This is a genomic window from Streptomyces sp. NPDC006552 (genome assembly GCF_040611655.1).
In the GTDB taxonomy this organism is placed as follows: domain Bacteria; phylum Actinomycetota; class Actinomycetes; order Streptomycetales; family Streptomycetaceae; genus Streptomyces.
In genome coordinates this window covers 1-16073 of sequence record NZ_JBEXOS010000054.1, presented here as the reverse complement: position 1 = coordinate 16073, position 16073 = coordinate 1, and the positions used below count along the sequence as shown (strand labels likewise).

Below are 16073 nucleotides of genomic sequence, written 5' to 3'. Positions count from 1 at the left end.
GGGTTCAGCGTGACTCGTGGGCACGCAGCACGTGTGCCTGTGCGGCGACCTTGGCCAACGCCTGCGCCCAGCGCTCCACGTGGTCGCGGATGTCGGTCGAGTACACCGGCAGCCGCAGGGCGCGCTCCAGGTAGCGCAGCGAGCCCGGGAACTCCTTCGGGTGGTAGTGCCGATAGCCCCGGCCCGCACCGACGTGCGGGGTGAAGGTCCGGGAGTGCCAGCTGCGGTCCGTGAAGACGGGCTGGCAGTGCAGGGGCGCCGAGCGCGGCCTCGACAGCGGCACCCCTTCCGCGGCCGCCGCGCGTACGAACAACTCGGCGGAGAGGCCGCCGAGTTCCTCGGGGACGTAGAGCGGCTGGTAGCTGTAGTAGCCGAGCGCGTCCGTGTAGGGGGCGCGGGCGGGCGGGCGCAGGCCTGGGATGCCGGTGAGCAGCTGGTCCAGAAGGTCGTAGTTGGCCTGCCGGTGGCGCAGTGTCTCGGGGAGTGCGCGCAGGGAGCCCCGGGCCAGGGCGGCACCGACGGGGTGCATGCGCAGGTTGTGGCCGAACCCGGTGCCGGCGAAGCGGGCGTACTCGTCGCTGGTCACGGCTTGTTCGGCGCGGTCGAGGAAGTGGCCGAGCATCACGGCGCGTTCGTGGATCCGCTGGTCGTCGGTGAGCAGAATGCCGCCCGTTCCGGCGCTCACCGTCTTCTTTGCCTGGAGGCTGAACGCGGCCGCGTCGCCGTACGAGCCCACGTGCTTGCCGGCGCAGATCGCGCCGTGTGCCTGCGAGCAGTCTTCGACGACGGCGAGCCGGTGCCGGCGTGCGAACGCCGTCAGCGCGGGCATGTCGGCGGGGACGCCGTTGAGGTGGGTGACGACGACGGCCCTGGTGCGGGGGGTCAGGTGCCTTTCCAGGTCGGCGGGGTCGAGGTTCCCGGTCCGCTCGTCCACGTCGGCGAGGACGGGTACGGCGTTCACGGCGAACAGCGGCATCACGGTGGCCAGGAACGTGTAGGTGGGGGCGAGCACCTCGTCGCCGGGTTCGAGGCCGATCCCGAAGAACGCGGAGTACAGCGCGGACGTACCGGAGTTGACGGCGAGTGCGTGTCGGGCGCCGACCAGGCGACCGAACTCGGTCTCGAGTTCGTGTACCTGGCCCTCGTCGCCGACGTAGGCCCCCTCGCCGCGGCGCAGCATCGCCGTGACGAGGGCCAGGTCCTCTTCTGTGGGCGGTCTCGGCCGCGGGTCCGGCAGCCTGCTGGTCGTGGGTTCGCCGCCGAGGAGCGCCAGGGTGGTGGTGTGCGGGGGCGGGGTCATGGTCTCCTGCCGGGTGGGAGGGGGTCGGCTGCGTCGGGGGCCGGCGGGCCCTGCGCGGTGAGCCGGTCCGGCGGGGGCGCGCCGAGCAGTTCGGTGAGTGCGGCGTTTACCGAGGCGGCGCGGAGGGTGCGTACGTCGCGGGCGGCCAGGCGGGTGAGCAGCGGCCGGTTGACGGCGGCGACAGCGCGGTGGCTGCGTACGGTCCACGCCAGCAGTCCCAGGGCGCTGCCGAGGGTTTCCCGGTTGTCGTTCCACAGCGCCGTCCGGGTGAGGAGACGACGCAGCGTGCGGCGGGTCACCCGCCACAGGGCGACGCCCAGCGGGACGTCCAGCCAGATGACGGTGTCGGCTCGTGCGGCCAGCAGCGGGTGTGTGTCCTGGTACTGCCCGTCGATGATCCACCTCTCCCCCGCCGCGAGTCCGCTCACGACGGCGTGGAATGCGTCGCTGTCGACACGGGTCCATCCCTGGTGCCAGAAGTGCGCGTCCAGTTCGTGGTGGGGGTGGCCCAGCCGGTCGGCGAGCCGTCGGCCCAGCGTGGTCTTGCCCGCGCCGGGCGGCCCCAGCAGCCAGATCCGCCGGGGCGCCTGGGCACGTCCGGGCATGTCCGTGCCGCTGAGGTCGCACGTCACGCCGTCGTCTCCTGTTCCGCGTACGGGCGTACGGCCCGCGGGCGCTCCAGCAGGCGCAGCAGCATGTGCTCGCACTCCTGCGTGGTCATGTCCTCCGTGACGTCGAAGAGGTGCCCACCGCCGCCGTACTCGACCACCGGGTTGCCGCCGAGCGCCGCCAGTGCGTCCGCGTCCGCGCCCGCGGCCAGCAGCCTCCTGCCCAACGCCGTACGGGCGAGGGGCATCGGTGTCCAGTCGTCGGCGAAGTACTTCTGGATGGTGAACATCGCCTCGACCGGACCGGGAGACATATGCACGCCGTTGAGCCGGGTGCAGACCTTCCACGTCCGGAACGTGGCGCGGTCCTGGTACAGCATGTGCTTGACCGAGCCGGGCCGGGCCTGGGCCGGGTCGGTCGCGCCGATCACGTCGCGGCGCATCTGGTCGGTGGGCCGGTGCGTCGTGCAGGTCAGGAGGGCGACCGCGCCGCCGGGCTGCTGGAAGTGGGCCAGCTGCATGGGGTGGAAGGCGTTGAGGACCACGAACCTCTCGCCGTCGAGCAGGAGTTCCGTCGTGTAGACCCCGGCAGCGGCCTTGACGACCGGCAGGTTCCGGGCGAGCGCGTCCAGTGCTGCTGCCGTCAAGTCCGGTCGTTGCGCCAGCAGTTGGTGTCCGCCGAGGATGCGGGCCGGTATGGCGTCCGGGTGCTCGGCGGCGTCCTGGGCGTACCGCTCGGCGAGCCGGGGCCGGGCGTTGGGCGGCAGGGCGTCGAGGCCCTGGGTGGAGACCCGGTTGAGTACGGCGTAGTGGTGCTCCACCATGCGCCGCGCCGTGATGTCGGCCGCGCCGACGACGCGGGCGGCGCCCAGACGCAGGCCGCCGGCGGTCAGCCTGTCCAGTACTCGGCCCAGCAGACCCGCACCGGTCAGGGCGGCCTCGGCGAGCAGTTCCGGTTTCAGCATCAGCAGGAACTGGCTGCCGTCGTCCGGGTCCGGCGGGGTGTAGGGGCGGACCCAGCCGCTTTCCGCGGCGGCGGTGACGGCGGCGGTCGCGGCGAGGAGGTCGGCGGCGAGCGAAGGGTGTGCCGTCACCACATCGTCACCCCGGTGACGATGATCTCGCGGGTCAGTTCGGCGGTGCCGGCCAGCGCGTCGTCCACCGTCTTGCGGACGAGGTCCTCCTCGGCCGGGTCCTGCGAGAGTCCGTGCACCCGGACCACCACCTCGTCGGGCCGGTCGAGCGGGGCTTCCTTGGACGTGAAGATGTGTGTCTCGACCGGCTTGCCGAGCAGGTCGTGCAGTTGGAGTGCGAGCTTCCTGGCCAGCACCCCGTACAGCTTGCCGGTGTGGTCGAGCGGGTTCTTGCCGGCCGGCGCCTCGATGCTCATGGATCGCATCGGTGTGATCAGCCCCGTCACGCGGTTGCCCCGGCCCACCGCGCCGACGTCGCCGGTGTCCGCGACGGAACCCAGGGCGGTGAGGTAGGGCAACCCGTTGCGGTCCGTGGGGTTGACCGTGAGCGTCGGTGTGCTGCCCACGCTCCGCGTGAGCAACGCCAGGATCTCGGCCTGGCACGCCTTCTTGCGCTCCAGGTAGTGGGCGAAGGAGGTGATGCGGCCCGCGAGGAAGGGCATGTTCACCACGAAGTTGAACGACTCGCCGCTGCGGCTGCCGAACACCTTGACGTCCCAGCCGGTGTCCGCGTTGCGGTCCTTGAAGTCGGGCCCGTTGATGAACTGCTCCACGTCCAGCACGGCCTGTTCGAGGCGGCTGAAGGGCGCGTACGCGTGCAGGAGGTTGGTGTCGTTGGACACCAGGCCGGGGTCGCCGATGGCGATCAGGTCGTCGGCGGAGCGTGGGCGGTAGCGGGAGTTGCGGCGCCCCGCGCCCTGGTGGTCCACGATCCGGCAGTCGATGACGAGGTGGCGCTCGGCGTCGAAGCCGGTGCTCACCCGGTCGAGGACCTCGGCGGCGGCCTGTCGCAGGATCTCTTCCAGCGGGATGGGCCGGTCGCCGCACCGGTAGGCGCCCTTGCCGGCGAAGAGCACGGTGTACGGGTTGGTCAGCTCGCCCCGGCCGTAGTCGAGGTGGGCCTCCCCGCCGAAGATCATCACCTTGTCGAACCAGTGGTGTGCCACCCGGCCGAAGTGTTCGAGGCAGTACTGGGAGTACAGCTGGGAGGCGCGCTCCGCGATCGCGTCGCACATCGTGTCGGGGTGTCCGATGCCCTTGCGCTCCACGAGCTCGTAGGGCAGCTCCTCGATCTGCTGGGCGTGGTCGGCGTAGACCGAGACGCTGTGCGGAGTAGTGGCTGCGGACATGGCTGCTCCTCGTTCGGGTGGGCCGGACGGCCCTGTTCTGGGGCGGGAACGGATCGGTGCGGGGCTCGGCGGTGGACCGGCTCGACCGTGTGCGGGTGGTGCGCGCAACGCATGTGGGGCGGGTCGCGGAGGAGGCGGGCTTCCTCAGTTCCAGAGGCTTCGCAGGTGCTGGGCGCCCGCGGTCAGGCCGGTGAAGGACTGGGCCAGCTCGAATCCTGGTACCTCGGCGGCGAGGAGCCGCCACACCTCGTCCGTCTCGGCGGGCGAGGGGCGCGGGAAGTGGGGCAGCAGGAAGTCGGCCTGCTTCACCACCTGGACGGGGGGTTCCCGGCGCAGGCGGCGCGCCGTCTGCTCGGGGGTCAGTTCTCGCAGTGCGGTGTCCGCGGCGTCGGGGACGAAGCGGGGGAAGACCAGTGCGGTGAGCGGTGCCGACGGGCGGACCCCGGGGGCGCCCAGCAGGTTCGCGAGTTCCGCGGGCAGCAGCATGACGGGGGCGGCCCTCCCGGCCGGTCCTCCCGGGCCGGGTGGGCGGGCCGGGTGGGCGGAGCGCTCGGGCGGCGCGAGACCCAGGGCGGTGAAGGTGTCGGACCGTACCGAGACCGACCGGGGCCAGCCGTGCCCGGTCCAGCCGTCCGGGGACCGGGTGACGCTGAGGTCGTCGTTGCCGACGAAGGCGGCGCCGGCGCGCATGGCCGCCATGACGGTGGAGGTCTTCCCCGTACGCTTGGGCCCGATCACGGCGATGCCGCGGTCGGCCCGGCCGGCGTCCGGCGCGGGCGCCGCCATCCCGGCGTGCAGGAACAACTCCTGGGCCCGCGTGGCGCGTTGCAGGCGGAGCAGGATTCTCGCGTACCGGGCGGCGAGGTGGGTGGCGAAGTCGAGGGCGCAGGCGGGGTCGAGGAGCAGACGGCGGCGCGCGTGGTCCACCGTGAGCGTGGCCGTGGGCTCCGTCGGGGCGGTGATCGTCACGTGTTCGAGTTCGGCCGGGTCCGCCCCCGCCTCGGGCGAGTGCTGGATCGACCAGGTGCTGTCCGGCTGGTGGTGCGCGTCCGGCTGCGAGACGGCGACGAACGGAGCCAGCCGGACCGCCGCGTCGCTCACGAGGCGCGCGGGTCCCGTCAGGTGTACCCGTGCGCCGGGGACGGACAGGTGGACCGCCGTGTGCGCGCCGGCCCGGCCCGGACCGCGCACGGCCGTCATGACGTGCCGGCGCCGGACAGGCGCCGGATCACCGGGTCCAGCAGGCTGCGCGCGCGCCGGGCTCCGTCGAGGGTCCAGTGGACGTACCAGTCGAGGTGCCGGGGGACGGTGTGCGCCATGCGCCGCAGCCGGTCGGGAGTGGGCACGAAGTACAGCTCGAGGAGCGGGGTGAGGACTGCCGCCTCACGGTCTGCCAACGGCTGCCCGCCGGTGATGCCCGCGACCACGGTGGCGGCACGGTCGGGATCGATGTCCAGGCTGCCACGGGCGATGCGGCCGAGGAACAGCGCCGCCTTCGCCAGGTCGTACGCGCGGGGTCGGAGCTGGACGGCGTCCCAGTCCAGGAGCGCGCGCAGTGTGCCCTCCCGGTCGAAGACCAGGTTGGAGCCGGCGACCTCGCCGTGGGTGAGGACGGCGGGCAGGGTGTCGTAGCCGGCGCCGTCCAGCTCGGCGACGGCCCGCTGGTGAACGGCGCGCCAGGCGGCCACGGCGTTCGTCCGCCGCGGCGCCGTGAGCACGGGCGCGAGCGCACGGTCGAGCTGGTTCCAGCTCTCCTCGCCTGCGGCGCGCCAGAACGCGGTCTCGTCGCCGGGGCTGGCCGGGGCGTGCCCGAACGCTGTCACCGGCAGCCGGTGCAGGGTGTTCAGCGCCCGTGCGGTCTGCGTGAGGTGAGCGGGCGAGTCGGGGGCGAAGGGCTGTCCCGGCCGGTACGGGCGGAGCTGCCACTGCCGGCCGTGGTGGTGCGCCACCGGGGCGCCGTCGGGGGTCGGCACGGACAGCGGGACGGGGAGCCCGGCTTCGGCGGCCAGTTCGCCGGCCGCCCTCTGGAAGTCGAGCCAGGCGGCGGTGGTGGGCTGGCCGAGCGCCTTGAGGATGACCTCACCGCGGTCGGTGCGGAACCGCCAGAGGTCGTTGACGCTTTCGCGGCAGAGCCGCTCGGCGCGGGAGGCGTCCAGGCCCCAGCCGGTACGCAGGACCGCCGGGCCGGGGTCGTCGGCGGCGCAGGGCTGCCAGCCGGTCTTGTCCACCGGCCCGGAGGGGGCGGTCGGTGGCGCCGTGGCGGGCGCCGCGTCGGAACCGGCCGGGGCCTTGGCGGTCATGCCGGGTCCTTCGCCGTGACGAGGTCGGCGACGGCCCCCACGGAGGCGAAGTTCTCGAATGACAGCTCGTCGTCCTCGAAAGTGATGGCGAAGGCGTCCTCCAGGTTGAGGGTGAGTTCCACGCTGAGGAGCGAGTCGAGTCCGTGGTCGACGAGCGGTTCGTCGTCACCGAACGTCACCGCGGTGCCCAGGAGCCGCTCCAGCTCGGTGCGGATGATGTCCCGCACGATCTTCCGGTCCATGTCAGGCCGTCCTTACAAGAGAGTGGTCGTCCACCGAAGCGGTGAAGGGCAGAGGCGCGTGGGCGTCGCCGGGCTCGGACCGCACGGCGGTGACGAAGGCACGGAAGGCGGCGAGTGCCTGCGGCTCGGACATGCCCTCACGGGGACTCTTGAAGAGGAAGGCGCAGACCGGATCGATCACGCCCGCGAGTTCGCGGTCGGCGGCGGCCTTCGCCACCCGTACGGCGTTGGCGACCACGGCCGCCGCGTTCGGGCTGTCCTCCACCTCCAGCCGCACTTCCATGGCGACGGGCGCGCCGATGATGTTCTCGGCCTCGATGCGCAGGAAGCACACCTTGCGGTCGCCGAGGTGTTTCACGTAGCCGTTGGGGCCTGCGGCCACGTCGGTCGCGTCGATCCCCGCGTTGGTCAGGGCGCGGCGCTTGGAGACCTGCTTGCTGGCCGACCGCGCGGGGTCCGAGAGGTTGAGGAAGTCGGTGTTGCCGCCGACGTTGAGCTGGTAGGTGTCCTTGACCGTGAGCCCGCGGCCGATGAGCAGATCGAGCAGCGCGGTGTGCAGCGTGGTCGCTCCGAGGTGGCTGCGCAGGTCGTCGCCGAGCAGAGGGACGCCGCTGTCCTCGAAGAGGGCGGCGAGGCCGTCGTCGCCCGCGACCGCCTCCGGCGTGGCGTTGACGAACGCCGTGCCGGCCGCGGCGCAGGCCCGCGCATAGGCCCGCACGGCGTCGGTGGCCCCGGTGGGCAGGAAGCACACCAGGACGTCGGCGGCTGTCCTGCGCAGTTCGGCGGTCACGTCCTCGACCGTCGTCGTCTGCGCGGCCGATGCGACGTCGACGACACCGGCGAGCCGTCCGGCGATGCCGTCCAGCGCCGGTCCGGGACGGACCAGCACGCCGGTGTCGGGCACCTGGACGTGCTGGACGGCCACGGTGGGGCGCTGGCGCAGGGCGTCGGCGAGCTCCCGTCCGATCTTGTTCGCGTCCGCCTCGAAAGCCGCGACGAAGGTCAGGTCGGACAGGTGGTAGCCCCCGATCCGGTCGTACATCACGCCCGGCTGTTCCTCATCGCGGGTGCGGGCGGAGGCGGCCACCGCCTGGACGAAGCTCGACGCGCACGAGCCGGCTCCGGCGAGCGCGACCCTGATGGTGCGTTTGGTCATCAGACACCTCACGTTCAGTGCGAAAGCAGAGTTCTTGGGGGTTTCCACCGGTGTTCGGGCCGTTGCCGACCGGCCCACCGGCCGTCCGGCCGTCGTGCCCGTCCTTGTGCCGGGTGCGGTCACAGGGGGACCGCACGGCGTTCCCGGCGCTCGAAGACGTGCCATTCGCGGTAGCCGAGGGCGCGCAGGCGCCGCCGGACCTCATGGAACTGGTCCCCGACGCGTTCGGGGTCGTGGGCGTCGGAACCGAAGGTCAGCGGTATGTCGTGCTCCCGCAGCCGCCCGAGCAGACGGTCGCTCGGATACCAGCCGCCGCACCGCTTGGTGCTTCCGGAGGTGTTGACTTCCACCACGACGCCGGATGCGGCGATGGCCTCGACCATGCGGTCCTCGGCCGGCGTGCGGATCTCGTCCAGGCGGGGGCAGTTGCCCCGCAGGGCGTCGATGTGGCCGAGGATGTCGAACATGCCCGACCGGGCCGAGGCCGCGACGAGGTCGCAGTACCGCTCCTTCTCCGCGAGCAGATGTTCCTCGGTGGCTCCGGTCCACCGGTCCCGGTGGAAGATGTCCGTGTCGCCCACCACGTGTACGGAGCCGATGATGTAGTCGAGTTCGAGGTCCGCGTACGTCCGCGCGTAGAGCTCCGCGTGGTCCGGGAAGAAGTCCGACTCCACACCGGTGAGCAGCCGGATGCGGCCGCGGTACTCCTCGCGCAGCCGGGCAGCTTCGGCCAGGTAGGCCCCGAACTCCGACCTGGCCATCGCCACCCACGGTTTGTGGTGGTCCGCTTCCTCGGCGAAGAAGGGCGAGTGGTCGGAGAAGCCCAGGGTGTCCAGGCCGGCGGCGAGCGCCGCCTCGACATAGTCCCTCAGTTCGCCGCGGGCGTGACCGCAGCGGCGGTGGTGGGTATGCAGATCGAAGATCAACGCGCTCGCCTCACATCGCCGTGTAGCCGGCGTCGACCATCAGGTTCTCGCCGGTGACGTAACTGGCCTCGTCCGAGAGGAGGAAGGCCACGGCGGACGCGATCTCCTCGGGGTCCGCGGTGCGGCCCAGCATGTGCCGGCCGCCGATCTCCGGGTCCGCGTCGGCCTGGGCCCGGTCCATCCCGAGCTGCTCGCGGTGGAAGCGTTCGTTGTTCTTGTTCCAGACCGTGCCGGGGTTGACCGCGTTCACGCGGATGCGGTCGGGTGCCAGGTCCATCGCCATGCAGCGGGTCATGTTGGCCACCGCCGCCTTGGTCGCGTTGTACGTGAGGTACCCGGGCTGCGCGATGTGCCCGGATATCGAGGCGATGTTGACGACGGACCCCGCGCCGCGTTCCCGCATGTAGGGGGCGGCGTGCTTCACGCACAGCGCCTGGCCCATGATGTTGACGTCCATGATCCGGCGCCATTCCTCGACGGTGGCCTCCAGGCCGCGCATGATGAACACCGCGGCGCAGTTCACCAGTTGGTCGACACCGCCGAAATGGTCGACCGCTTGTCCCGTCATGTTCCGGACGGATTCCTCGTCGGACACGTCGGTGTGCACGAATAGGGCGGCGGGCCGGCCCGCAGTCTCGTCGATCTCCTGGGCGGCCGACTTTCCGAATTCGGCATGGGAGTCGGCGATCACCACGTTTCCGCCTTCCTGGACGACCCTGTCGGCCACGGCGCGCCCGATTCCCTGCGCACCGCCGGTGACAATGACGGTCTTTCCCGCGAGCCCTCGCATTCTTCACTCCCAAGTACGGTGCCTGAGCGGCGCGATGGACGGCCCCGGTCCCGGGGCACACGCGGTGGGGCGACTGCCGGACAACACCGCGTTTCTTATGGCGAACAGCCTGTCACAGGGGGTACGGGGCACAGAAGTAGCGAAATCTCGTGACGGCCCGCGGCGCGTTCCGCTCCACATCGCCGACTACAATCGACGGCACCGCAGATTGCACGCAAGGCGTCCGCTGCGATCTCCTGGCCCCGTCATTCCAGGCCGAGGAGAACGGCCCTTCGGCAGAAGGCACGCAGACCGTCACACTCTTTTCAGCCCACAATGCGAGGGACTTCCATGGAAAAATCCCGGCTGATTACCCCCGCCCGGTCCGCCCCGGCCTCCGAGCCCGGTGGCCGGCCGACCGGGACGAGCCAGACGGCCCGTGACCACCTGGTGTACCGGGACATCTGGGCCCAGGAGGGAATCCGGCCGCCCTCCGACACGGCGCGCGCGATGATCGACGCGCTGGCCTCCTCGGCGGACGGCCGGCGGCCCCACCTGGCGGACCTCGGGTGCGGTGCGGGGCGGCACGCTCTGCACGCCGCGCGCCAGGGCCTGCGGGTGACCGCGATCGACCACAGCGCCCACGCCGTCGCCGAGTTGCGGGGCGCGGTCGACGAGGAGGGGCTCGACGGCTGCGACATCCTTCAGGGGGACGCGTTCGGCTGGTTGCGCGGGCTTTCGCCGGCGACGCTCGACGCCGTGGTCTGCTTCGACTCGGTCCACCACAGCAGCGCCGACCCCGAGCGCGTCGAGGAGACGGTCGCGCTGCTCGCCGACCGGACCCGGGCGGGCGGCTCGGTGCTGGTCACGCTCCTGTGCGACATCACGTACTCCACGGGGGAACGTCCGCCGGGCCGGTTGCTCGTCGGCGCAGAGGACGGCGCCGCCCTGCTGGACCGCGCGCTCGGCGGTCACCACCTGCTCACCGACCGGCGCAAGCCGGTGCGCGTGGCCCGCACCACGAGCATCTCGCCGTCGACGGGACGGCCGGTGCCCGCCAGTTACGCGGCGACGCGCGTCCTGCGCCAGTACCGGATCGGCTGAGTCCCCCCGCCATGGCCGTCGCCGCAGCCGGATCTCTGCCCGCCGTCCGTTACGCGGCGTTCGATCTCGACGGGACGCTGCTCGACACACGCGGCCGGTTACGGCCGGGCCTGGCCGACCGTCTTGCCGAACTCGCCGCGAGCGGCCTGGCGCCGCTGGTGGTCAGCGGCCGGGCCGTCCGTTCTTTCCGTGAACTCGCACTGGCCCGCCTGCCGTCGTCGGTGCTGGCGGACGAGGTGCTGCTGGGGGACGGCGCCGTGGTGTTGCGGCGGTCGACCGGTCGCGTCACGGCGTTGCGGTGGCTGCCGGCCGACGTCCTGCGCACCCTGGCGGACGGCGGCGCACGGGACTTCGTGGCCGAGGCGGGCGGAGAGCTCGTCGCCTCGTCACGGCGTGCGGCCCTGCTGTACACACGCATGTACGCGTTGAGCCGCTCCGTCGTCACGGTTGACGCCCACCCCACCCCCGCTCGCGACGAGTTGACGGCCGTCACGGCGTTCGACGCGTCCGAAGACCTCGCCCGGCGGTGCGCGGCGCGGCACGACACCGACCGCGTCGGCCCGTTCGGCGCGTTACTGATCCGTCCGCGGGGGACGTGCAAGGCGTCCGGACTCGCGGCCCATCTCGCGCAGCGGGCGGGTCGACCGGCCCTGGATGCGGTGGCCGCCTTCGGTGACGCGTTCAACGACGCCTGTCTGCTGGCCGCTTGCCGTCTGGGGGTGGCGGTGGAGGGGGCGGACGAGGTCTGCGCCCGCTGCGCCCACGTCCGCCTCGACCGGCCCCTCGCCGACTTCCTGTCGGGCTTCGGCCCGGAACGGGCGGCCCGCCTGTCACAGGCCGCCGCCTCCCCCGGTACGGCCCGTCGCGGCCGCCGTGGAGCCACACCCTGCTCGGGGGCCCACCGCAGGCCGGGTTCACAGAGCACACCCCCCGCCGTATCAGGACGGCCGACCTGACCGTCGCTGAGGACGACGTCCCTCGTTTGCGGGACATGGCCCACGGGACGAGAGCGTCAGGTACGAGACCGTCAGGTTCGTGAAGGAAAGGAACTCGAGAATGCACGAGACAACGGCGCAGGAAGCACACGCGGAGCCCGCAGAGGCGGATCTCGTCCTGCGGCCCACGGTGCGGGTGCTCCTGCTCGACGAGGCCGACCGTCTGCTCCTCTTCTCCAGCCAGGACGAGAGCGACGGGCACACGTTCTGGTACCCGGTCGGTGGCGGCGTGGAGCAGGGCGAGAGCTACGAGGAGGCCGGTGCGCGAGAGGTCGCGGAGGAGACCGGGCTGACCGGGCTCGTCCTCGCGACGGAGGTGTGGCGGCGCCGCAAGACCGGAGTGATGGGGGGCGTCGCCTACCTCTTCCACGAGCGCTACTACCTGGCCCGCGTCCCCGCCTTCGACATCAGCACCGACGGCTTCACCGAGAACGAACGCTCCTCCATCGTCAGTCACCGCTGGTGGTCGCCCGCCGAACTCGCCGCGACAGCCGACCGGTTGGTCCCCGACGACCTGTATCCGAGGCTCGTCGACCTGCTCACCGACGGCGCGCCCGCCGAGCCGATCGACCTGGCCCCCTGACCGATCGGGCCCCGAACCGTACAGAAAGGAATGGTGTGATCACTCCACAGGACATCCGGCGCTCGATGATCAAGATGGTCGCGCGGGCCGAAAGCGCGCACATCGGCGGGAATCTCTCGGCGGTGGAGATCGTGCACACGCTCTACTCGAAGGTGCTCGACGTCGACCCCGCCCGGCCCGACTGGGCGGACCGGGACCGGTTCGTGTGCAAGGGCACCGCGTCGGCCGTTCTCTACACCGTCCTCGCCGACCGCGGGTTCTTCCCCGCCGAGCGGCTGTCCGCCTACAAGGCCGACGGCGGCCTGTTCCCGGTCACGGAACGCTCGGAACTGCTGCCGGGCGTCGAGGCCTCCACCACGTCCATGGGGCGCAGCCTGTCCCTGGGGATCGGTATGGCGCTGGCCGCGCAGTCGAGGGAGCGGCCGTACCAGGTGTACGTCCTGGCCGGTGACGGCGAGTGCCAGGAAGGGCAGGTGTGGGAGGCGGCGACGCTGGCCCCCGCGCTGGGGCTGGACAACCTCACGCTCATCGTCGATCACAACGGCTTCCAGGCGTTCTCGTCGTCCGACGCGCTGATGCCCCGCTCCGGCACCGGCAAGCGGTTCGCGGCCTTCGGCTGGGACGTCCACGACGTGGACGGACACGACGGCGACGCGCTCGCCGACGTCCTGCTGCGGCCCAGACATGGCCCTCGCTGCGTGGTCGCTCACACGGTCAAGGGGAAAGGACTGACGTTCATGGAGAACGACGTGACCTGGCACGGTCGCAGGATCACCAGGCCCGAACTCGCGCAAGCCCTGCGGGAGCTGCGGTGAGCGCCCCGGCGATACCCGCGGCCGACGCCACGGCGGCGGTGGAGGAGGAGGGGGTCAGCGCCCTGTTCGGGCGTTTCCTCACCGACCGGGCGGCGGTCGACGAGGACCTGTACTACATCACCGCGGACAGCATGTCCGAGTCGGATCCCTTCCCCCGGCGGTATCCGGACCGCTTCGTCAACGTGGGGATGGCCGAGCAGAACGCCGTGTCCATCGGCTCCGGGCTCGCCCAGTCCGGCAAGAACGTCTACCTGTCCAACATCAGCACGTTCCTGCTGTACCGGCCGTTCGACCAGATCCGGCTGGACGCGGCCCACGCGAACGCGCGGCTGCGGCTGATCGGCACCAGCGCCGGCCTCAGCCGGGCGATGTACGGCAACGCCCACATCTCCGTCGAGGACATCGCCGTCCTGCGTGCCCTGCCGAACATGACCGTAGTCGCGCCGGGCGACCGCACCGAACTCCTCGACCTGCTGGCCGAGGTCGACCGATTGCCGGGGCCCGCCTACATCCGCCTGCCGACGGAGAGCACGGTGCTGCCGGTCCTGCATCCGCCGGGCACCCGCATCCGGCTGGGCCGCTCCACGGTGCTGCGTGAGGGCGACCTCGGCACCCTCATCGCCACCGGCCACGTGCTGGAGCAGGCGGTCGCCTGGGTCGACGAGTGGCGCCGCAAGGGCTTCGCCGTACGGCTTGTCAGCATGCCCTCCATCAAGCCGCTGGACACCGCCCGGGTGGCCGAACTCGTCGCGGAGGGACGCCCGATCGCCACGTTCGAGGAGCACTCGGTCATCGGTGGCCTGGGCAGCGCGGTCGCCGAGACGGTCGCGGAGGCGGGAGGGGGTGTGCCCTTCCGCCGCATCGGGCTGCCCGACCGCTACCCCGGCAGGCCCGGGAGCGCGGAGTACCTCAAGAAGGTCCTGGACGTTCCCGGTTCCGAGCAGGTGCTGGCCTGGTTCCTGTCCGCGCCGGGCGCGCGGCGGCCGAGCCCCGTACGGGCCGCCGCGCTGGTCGACAATCTGTACTACGACGGGGCGGTGTACGACCAGCGCTACGCCGACTACGCCGACGACGTGCCGTTCTGGCGCGATCTGGCCCGCAGGCACGGCCCCGACGTCCTCGAACTGGCCGCCGGTACCGGCCGGATCAGTGTCCCGCTGGCACAGGACGGACACGACGTCACGGGGATCGACGTCGCCCCCGCCATGCTGCGCGAGGCCGAGCACAAGCGGACCCCCGGGCTGCGGCTGAAGCTGCACGAGGCCGACATGCGCGACTTCGACCTGGGCCGGCGTTTTCGGCTGGTCCTGCTGCCGTGCAGCTCGATCAGCCACCTGCTGAACGACAGCGATCTCGCCGCGTGTCTGGCGCGGGTGCGCGAACACCTCACCGACGACGGCGTCTTCGCCCTCGACCTGGTGAACCCGGCGGCCGCCCTGACGACCGAGGCGGACGGCCGGTGGCGCCCCGCCTTCCAGTACCGCGACCCGCGCGACGGCCGGGGCGTCGCGGTGCGCCGGGCCCGGCACTACGACCCGGTCAGCCAGGTCCTGGTGGACGAGATGGAGTACCGCAGGGACGGCGTCGAGCACGTCGAGCGGGTGACCAGGCACAGCCGGATGCGCACCCTGGAGCAGGCCGAACGGCTGCTGGCCGAGGGCGGGTTCACGGTGACGCGACGCCACGGCGGATTCGCCGGTGAGCCGTGCACCGCCACCTCGCGGCACCTGGTGCTCGTGTGCACCAAGGACAAGGAGGAGAGCCGATGACCAGTACACAGGCGGACGCCTTCCGACGGGACGGATTCGTCCGTGTCCCCGGCCTGTTCTCCCCCGCCGAGGTGGCGCCGGCCCTGGCCGCCCTGGAGGAGCTCAGGGCCACCGTCCTGGCCGGTCCCGAGAAGCACGCAGTCCGCTACAGCTCGCGCCCGCCCGGCCCGATCGACGTGTGGGGCGTCAGCCACATCATGACGCCCGAGCTGTACGACGACAGGCTCGCGGAGGTTCTCGCCCATCCGGGCCTGCTGGGCTTCGTACAGGAGGTGCTCGGACCGCGCCTGCGGTTCTGGACGGCGCACGCGCTGTGGTCGCCCCAGACCGTGGATTACGAGCTGTGCTGGCACAAGGACAACGAGGAGCACGAGCACTACGAGGCGTCGGGCCGGCCCACCCATGTCCAGTTCAACGTCTGCCTCACCGCGGACGATGCCTTCCGGGTGGTGCCCGGCTCGCACCGCAGGCCTCTCACGGACGCCGAACGCGCGGAGATCGGCCGGCTGGGCAGCGGAGAGCTGCCGGGCGAGGTGCGGGTGCCGTGCGAAGCGGGCGACGTCCTCTTCTTCAACCACCACGCGGTACACCGGGGTTCCTGCGAGAACGGCGGCCCGCGCCGGACGCTCCACATGAACCTCCAGGCCGCGGACGAACCGGTGGGCGGCCAGACCTCGTGGAGATTCATGCGCGAGCCCGGTTATCTCGAAACGGTCCATCCGACGCTGCGTGAAATGATGCGCCGCACCATCGAATGGGACGACGCGCACCCCATTTCCCGCGCCGAGGCAATGCGTCGCCTGCGGTCCAAGCGGGACATTCTCGCGCGCGACGCGAAGGTCACTCGATGAGTCAGGTATTCCGGGCCGCGTGTCACGAACTCGCGTGACTGCAAGGCCCGGACACCGCGCTGATATTTTCTTCATGCGCCCCGGAATTACCGATCGGGGATTCCTTCACAACAAAGGAGTAGGCATATGGAGAACGTTTCCTTCGAGACCGTCGAAATCGATGCTCTCACGGACGAAGAGCTCGACGAGATCGTCGGCGGCACCGCGCCCGTCATCGCCGCCGGGTGCATCTGAGCTCGCTGAGCAGACCCGTTGAGTGAGCACGGTGGCCGGGGAGGGCACCCCGGCCTACTTCCTCGACGAGGCCGACTTCCGCGCCCGGTGCGCCGCCT

General features: G+C 71.7%; 16 protein-coding genes. 6 read left to right on the top strand and 10 right to left on the bottom strand.

Annotated elements, in window-relative coordinates; translation table 11 throughout:
• Nucleotides 1–4 precede the first annotated feature (4 nt).
• From ABZY33_RS26445 to ABZY33_RS26400, 10 genes are all read right to left on the bottom strand, one after another.
• Nucleotides 5–1300: a DegT/DnrJ/EryC1/StrS family aminotransferase gene (locus ABZY33_RS26445; protein WP_356494174.1), complete on the bottom strand. Its 1296-nt coding sequence runs from the start codon at nucleotides 1298–1300 to the stop codon at nucleotides 5–7.
• Complete coding sequence (locus ABZY33_RS26440) at nucleotides 1297–1932, bottom strand: adenylate kinase (protein WP_356494173.1); 636 nt, start codon at nucleotides 1930–1932, stop codon at nucleotides 1297–1299. The genes ABZY33_RS26445 and ABZY33_RS26440 overlap by 4 nt, the downstream gene beginning before the upstream one ends.
• Nucleotides 1929–3002 carry a hypothetical protein gene (locus ABZY33_RS26435; RefSeq protein WP_356494172.1) on the bottom strand — a complete coding sequence of 358 codons (1074 nt, stop codon included), beginning with the start codon at nucleotides 3000–3002 and terminating at the stop codon, nucleotides 1929–1931. The genes ABZY33_RS26440 and ABZY33_RS26435 overlap by 4 nt, the downstream gene beginning before the upstream one ends.
• On the bottom strand, nucleotides 2999–4231 hold the full coding sequence (locus ABZY33_RS26430) for a methionine adenosyltransferase (RefSeq protein WP_356494171.1): 1233 nt from the start codon (nucleotides 4229–4231) through the stop codon (nucleotides 2999–3001). The genes ABZY33_RS26435 and ABZY33_RS26430 overlap by 4 nt, the downstream gene beginning before the upstream one ends.
• 144 nt (nucleotides 4232–4375) lie before the next feature.
• Nucleotides 4376–5332, bottom strand: a complete 957-nt coding sequence (locus ABZY33_RS26425; protein WP_356494170.1) for a hypothetical protein — start codon at nucleotides 5330–5332, stop codon at nucleotides 4376–4378.
• Between the two features lie 95 nt (nucleotides 5333–5427).
• Entirely contained in the window at nucleotides 5428–6531 is a 1104-nt protein-coding gene (locus ABZY33_RS26420; protein ID WP_356494169.1) for a phosphotransferase, read from the bottom strand.
• Nucleotides 6528–6773, bottom strand: a complete 246-nt coding sequence (locus ABZY33_RS26415) for a phosphopantetheine-binding protein (RefSeq protein WP_356494168.1) — start codon at nucleotides 6771–6773, stop codon at nucleotides 6528–6530. Before ABZY33_RS26415 ends, ABZY33_RS26420 begins: the two co-directional genes overlap by 4 nt.
• A 1-nt stretch (nucleotide 6774) precedes the next feature.
• Nucleotides 6775–7929, bottom strand: coding sequence for an inositol-3-phosphate synthase (locus ABZY33_RS26410; protein ID WP_356494167.1), 1155 nt, complete (start codon nucleotides 7927–7929; stop codon nucleotides 6775–6777).
• Nucleotides 7930–8048: 119 nt separating this feature from the next.
• Nucleotides 8049–8855 (bottom strand): histidinol-phosphatase, encoded by an 807-nt coding sequence (locus ABZY33_RS26405; RefSeq protein ID WP_356494166.1) that lies wholly within the window; start codon nucleotides 8853–8855, stop codon nucleotides 8049–8051.
• A 10-nt stretch (nucleotides 8856–8865) separates the two neighbouring features.
• Nucleotides 8866–9645: a glucose 1-dehydrogenase gene (locus ABZY33_RS26400; RefSeq protein ID WP_356494165.1), complete on the bottom strand. Its 780-nt coding sequence runs from the start codon at nucleotides 9643–9645 to the stop codon at nucleotides 8866–8868.
• Nucleotides 9646–9975: 330 nt separating this feature from the next.
• Between ABZY33_RS26400 and ABZY33_RS26395 the strand changes: the two genes are divergently transcribed.
• From ABZY33_RS26395 to ABZY33_RS26370, 6 genes are all read left to right on the top strand, one after another.
• Nucleotides 9976–10728 (top strand): methyltransferase domain-containing protein, encoded by a 753-nt coding sequence (locus ABZY33_RS26395; RefSeq protein ID WP_356494164.1) that lies wholly within the window; start codon nucleotides 9976–9978, stop codon nucleotides 10726–10728.
• Between the two features lie 11 nt (nucleotides 10729–10739).
• Nucleotides 10740–11684: an HAD hydrolase family protein gene (locus ABZY33_RS26390; RefSeq protein ID WP_356494163.1), complete on the top strand. Its 945-nt coding sequence runs from the start codon at nucleotides 10740–10742 to the stop codon at nucleotides 11682–11684.
• A 100-nt stretch (nucleotides 11685–11784) separates the two neighbouring features.
• Nucleotides 11785–12306, top strand: coding sequence for an NUDIX domain-containing protein (locus ABZY33_RS26385; RefSeq protein WP_356494162.1), 522 nt, complete (start codon nucleotides 11785–11787; stop codon nucleotides 12304–12306).
• A gap of 35 nt (nucleotides 12307–12341) precedes the next feature.
• Nucleotides 12342–13121 carry a transketolase gene (locus ABZY33_RS26380; RefSeq protein ID WP_356494161.1) on the top strand — a complete coding sequence of 260 codons (780 nt, stop codon included), beginning with the start codon at nucleotides 12342–12344 and terminating at the stop codon, nucleotides 13119–13121.
• Nucleotides 13118–14890 (top strand): transketolase C-terminal domain-containing protein, encoded by a 1773-nt coding sequence (locus ABZY33_RS26375; RefSeq protein WP_356494160.1) that lies wholly within the window; start codon nucleotides 13118–13120, stop codon nucleotides 14888–14890. Before ABZY33_RS26380 ends, ABZY33_RS26375 begins: the two co-directional genes overlap by 4 nt.
• Nucleotides 14887–15741, top strand: a complete 855-nt coding sequence (locus ABZY33_RS26370) for a phytanoyl-CoA dioxygenase family protein (protein ID WP_356494159.1) — start codon at nucleotides 14887–14889, stop codon at nucleotides 15739–15741. The genes ABZY33_RS26375 and ABZY33_RS26370 overlap by 4 nt, the downstream gene beginning before the upstream one ends.
• The last annotated feature ends 332 nt before the right edge of the window (nucleotides 15742–16073 follow it).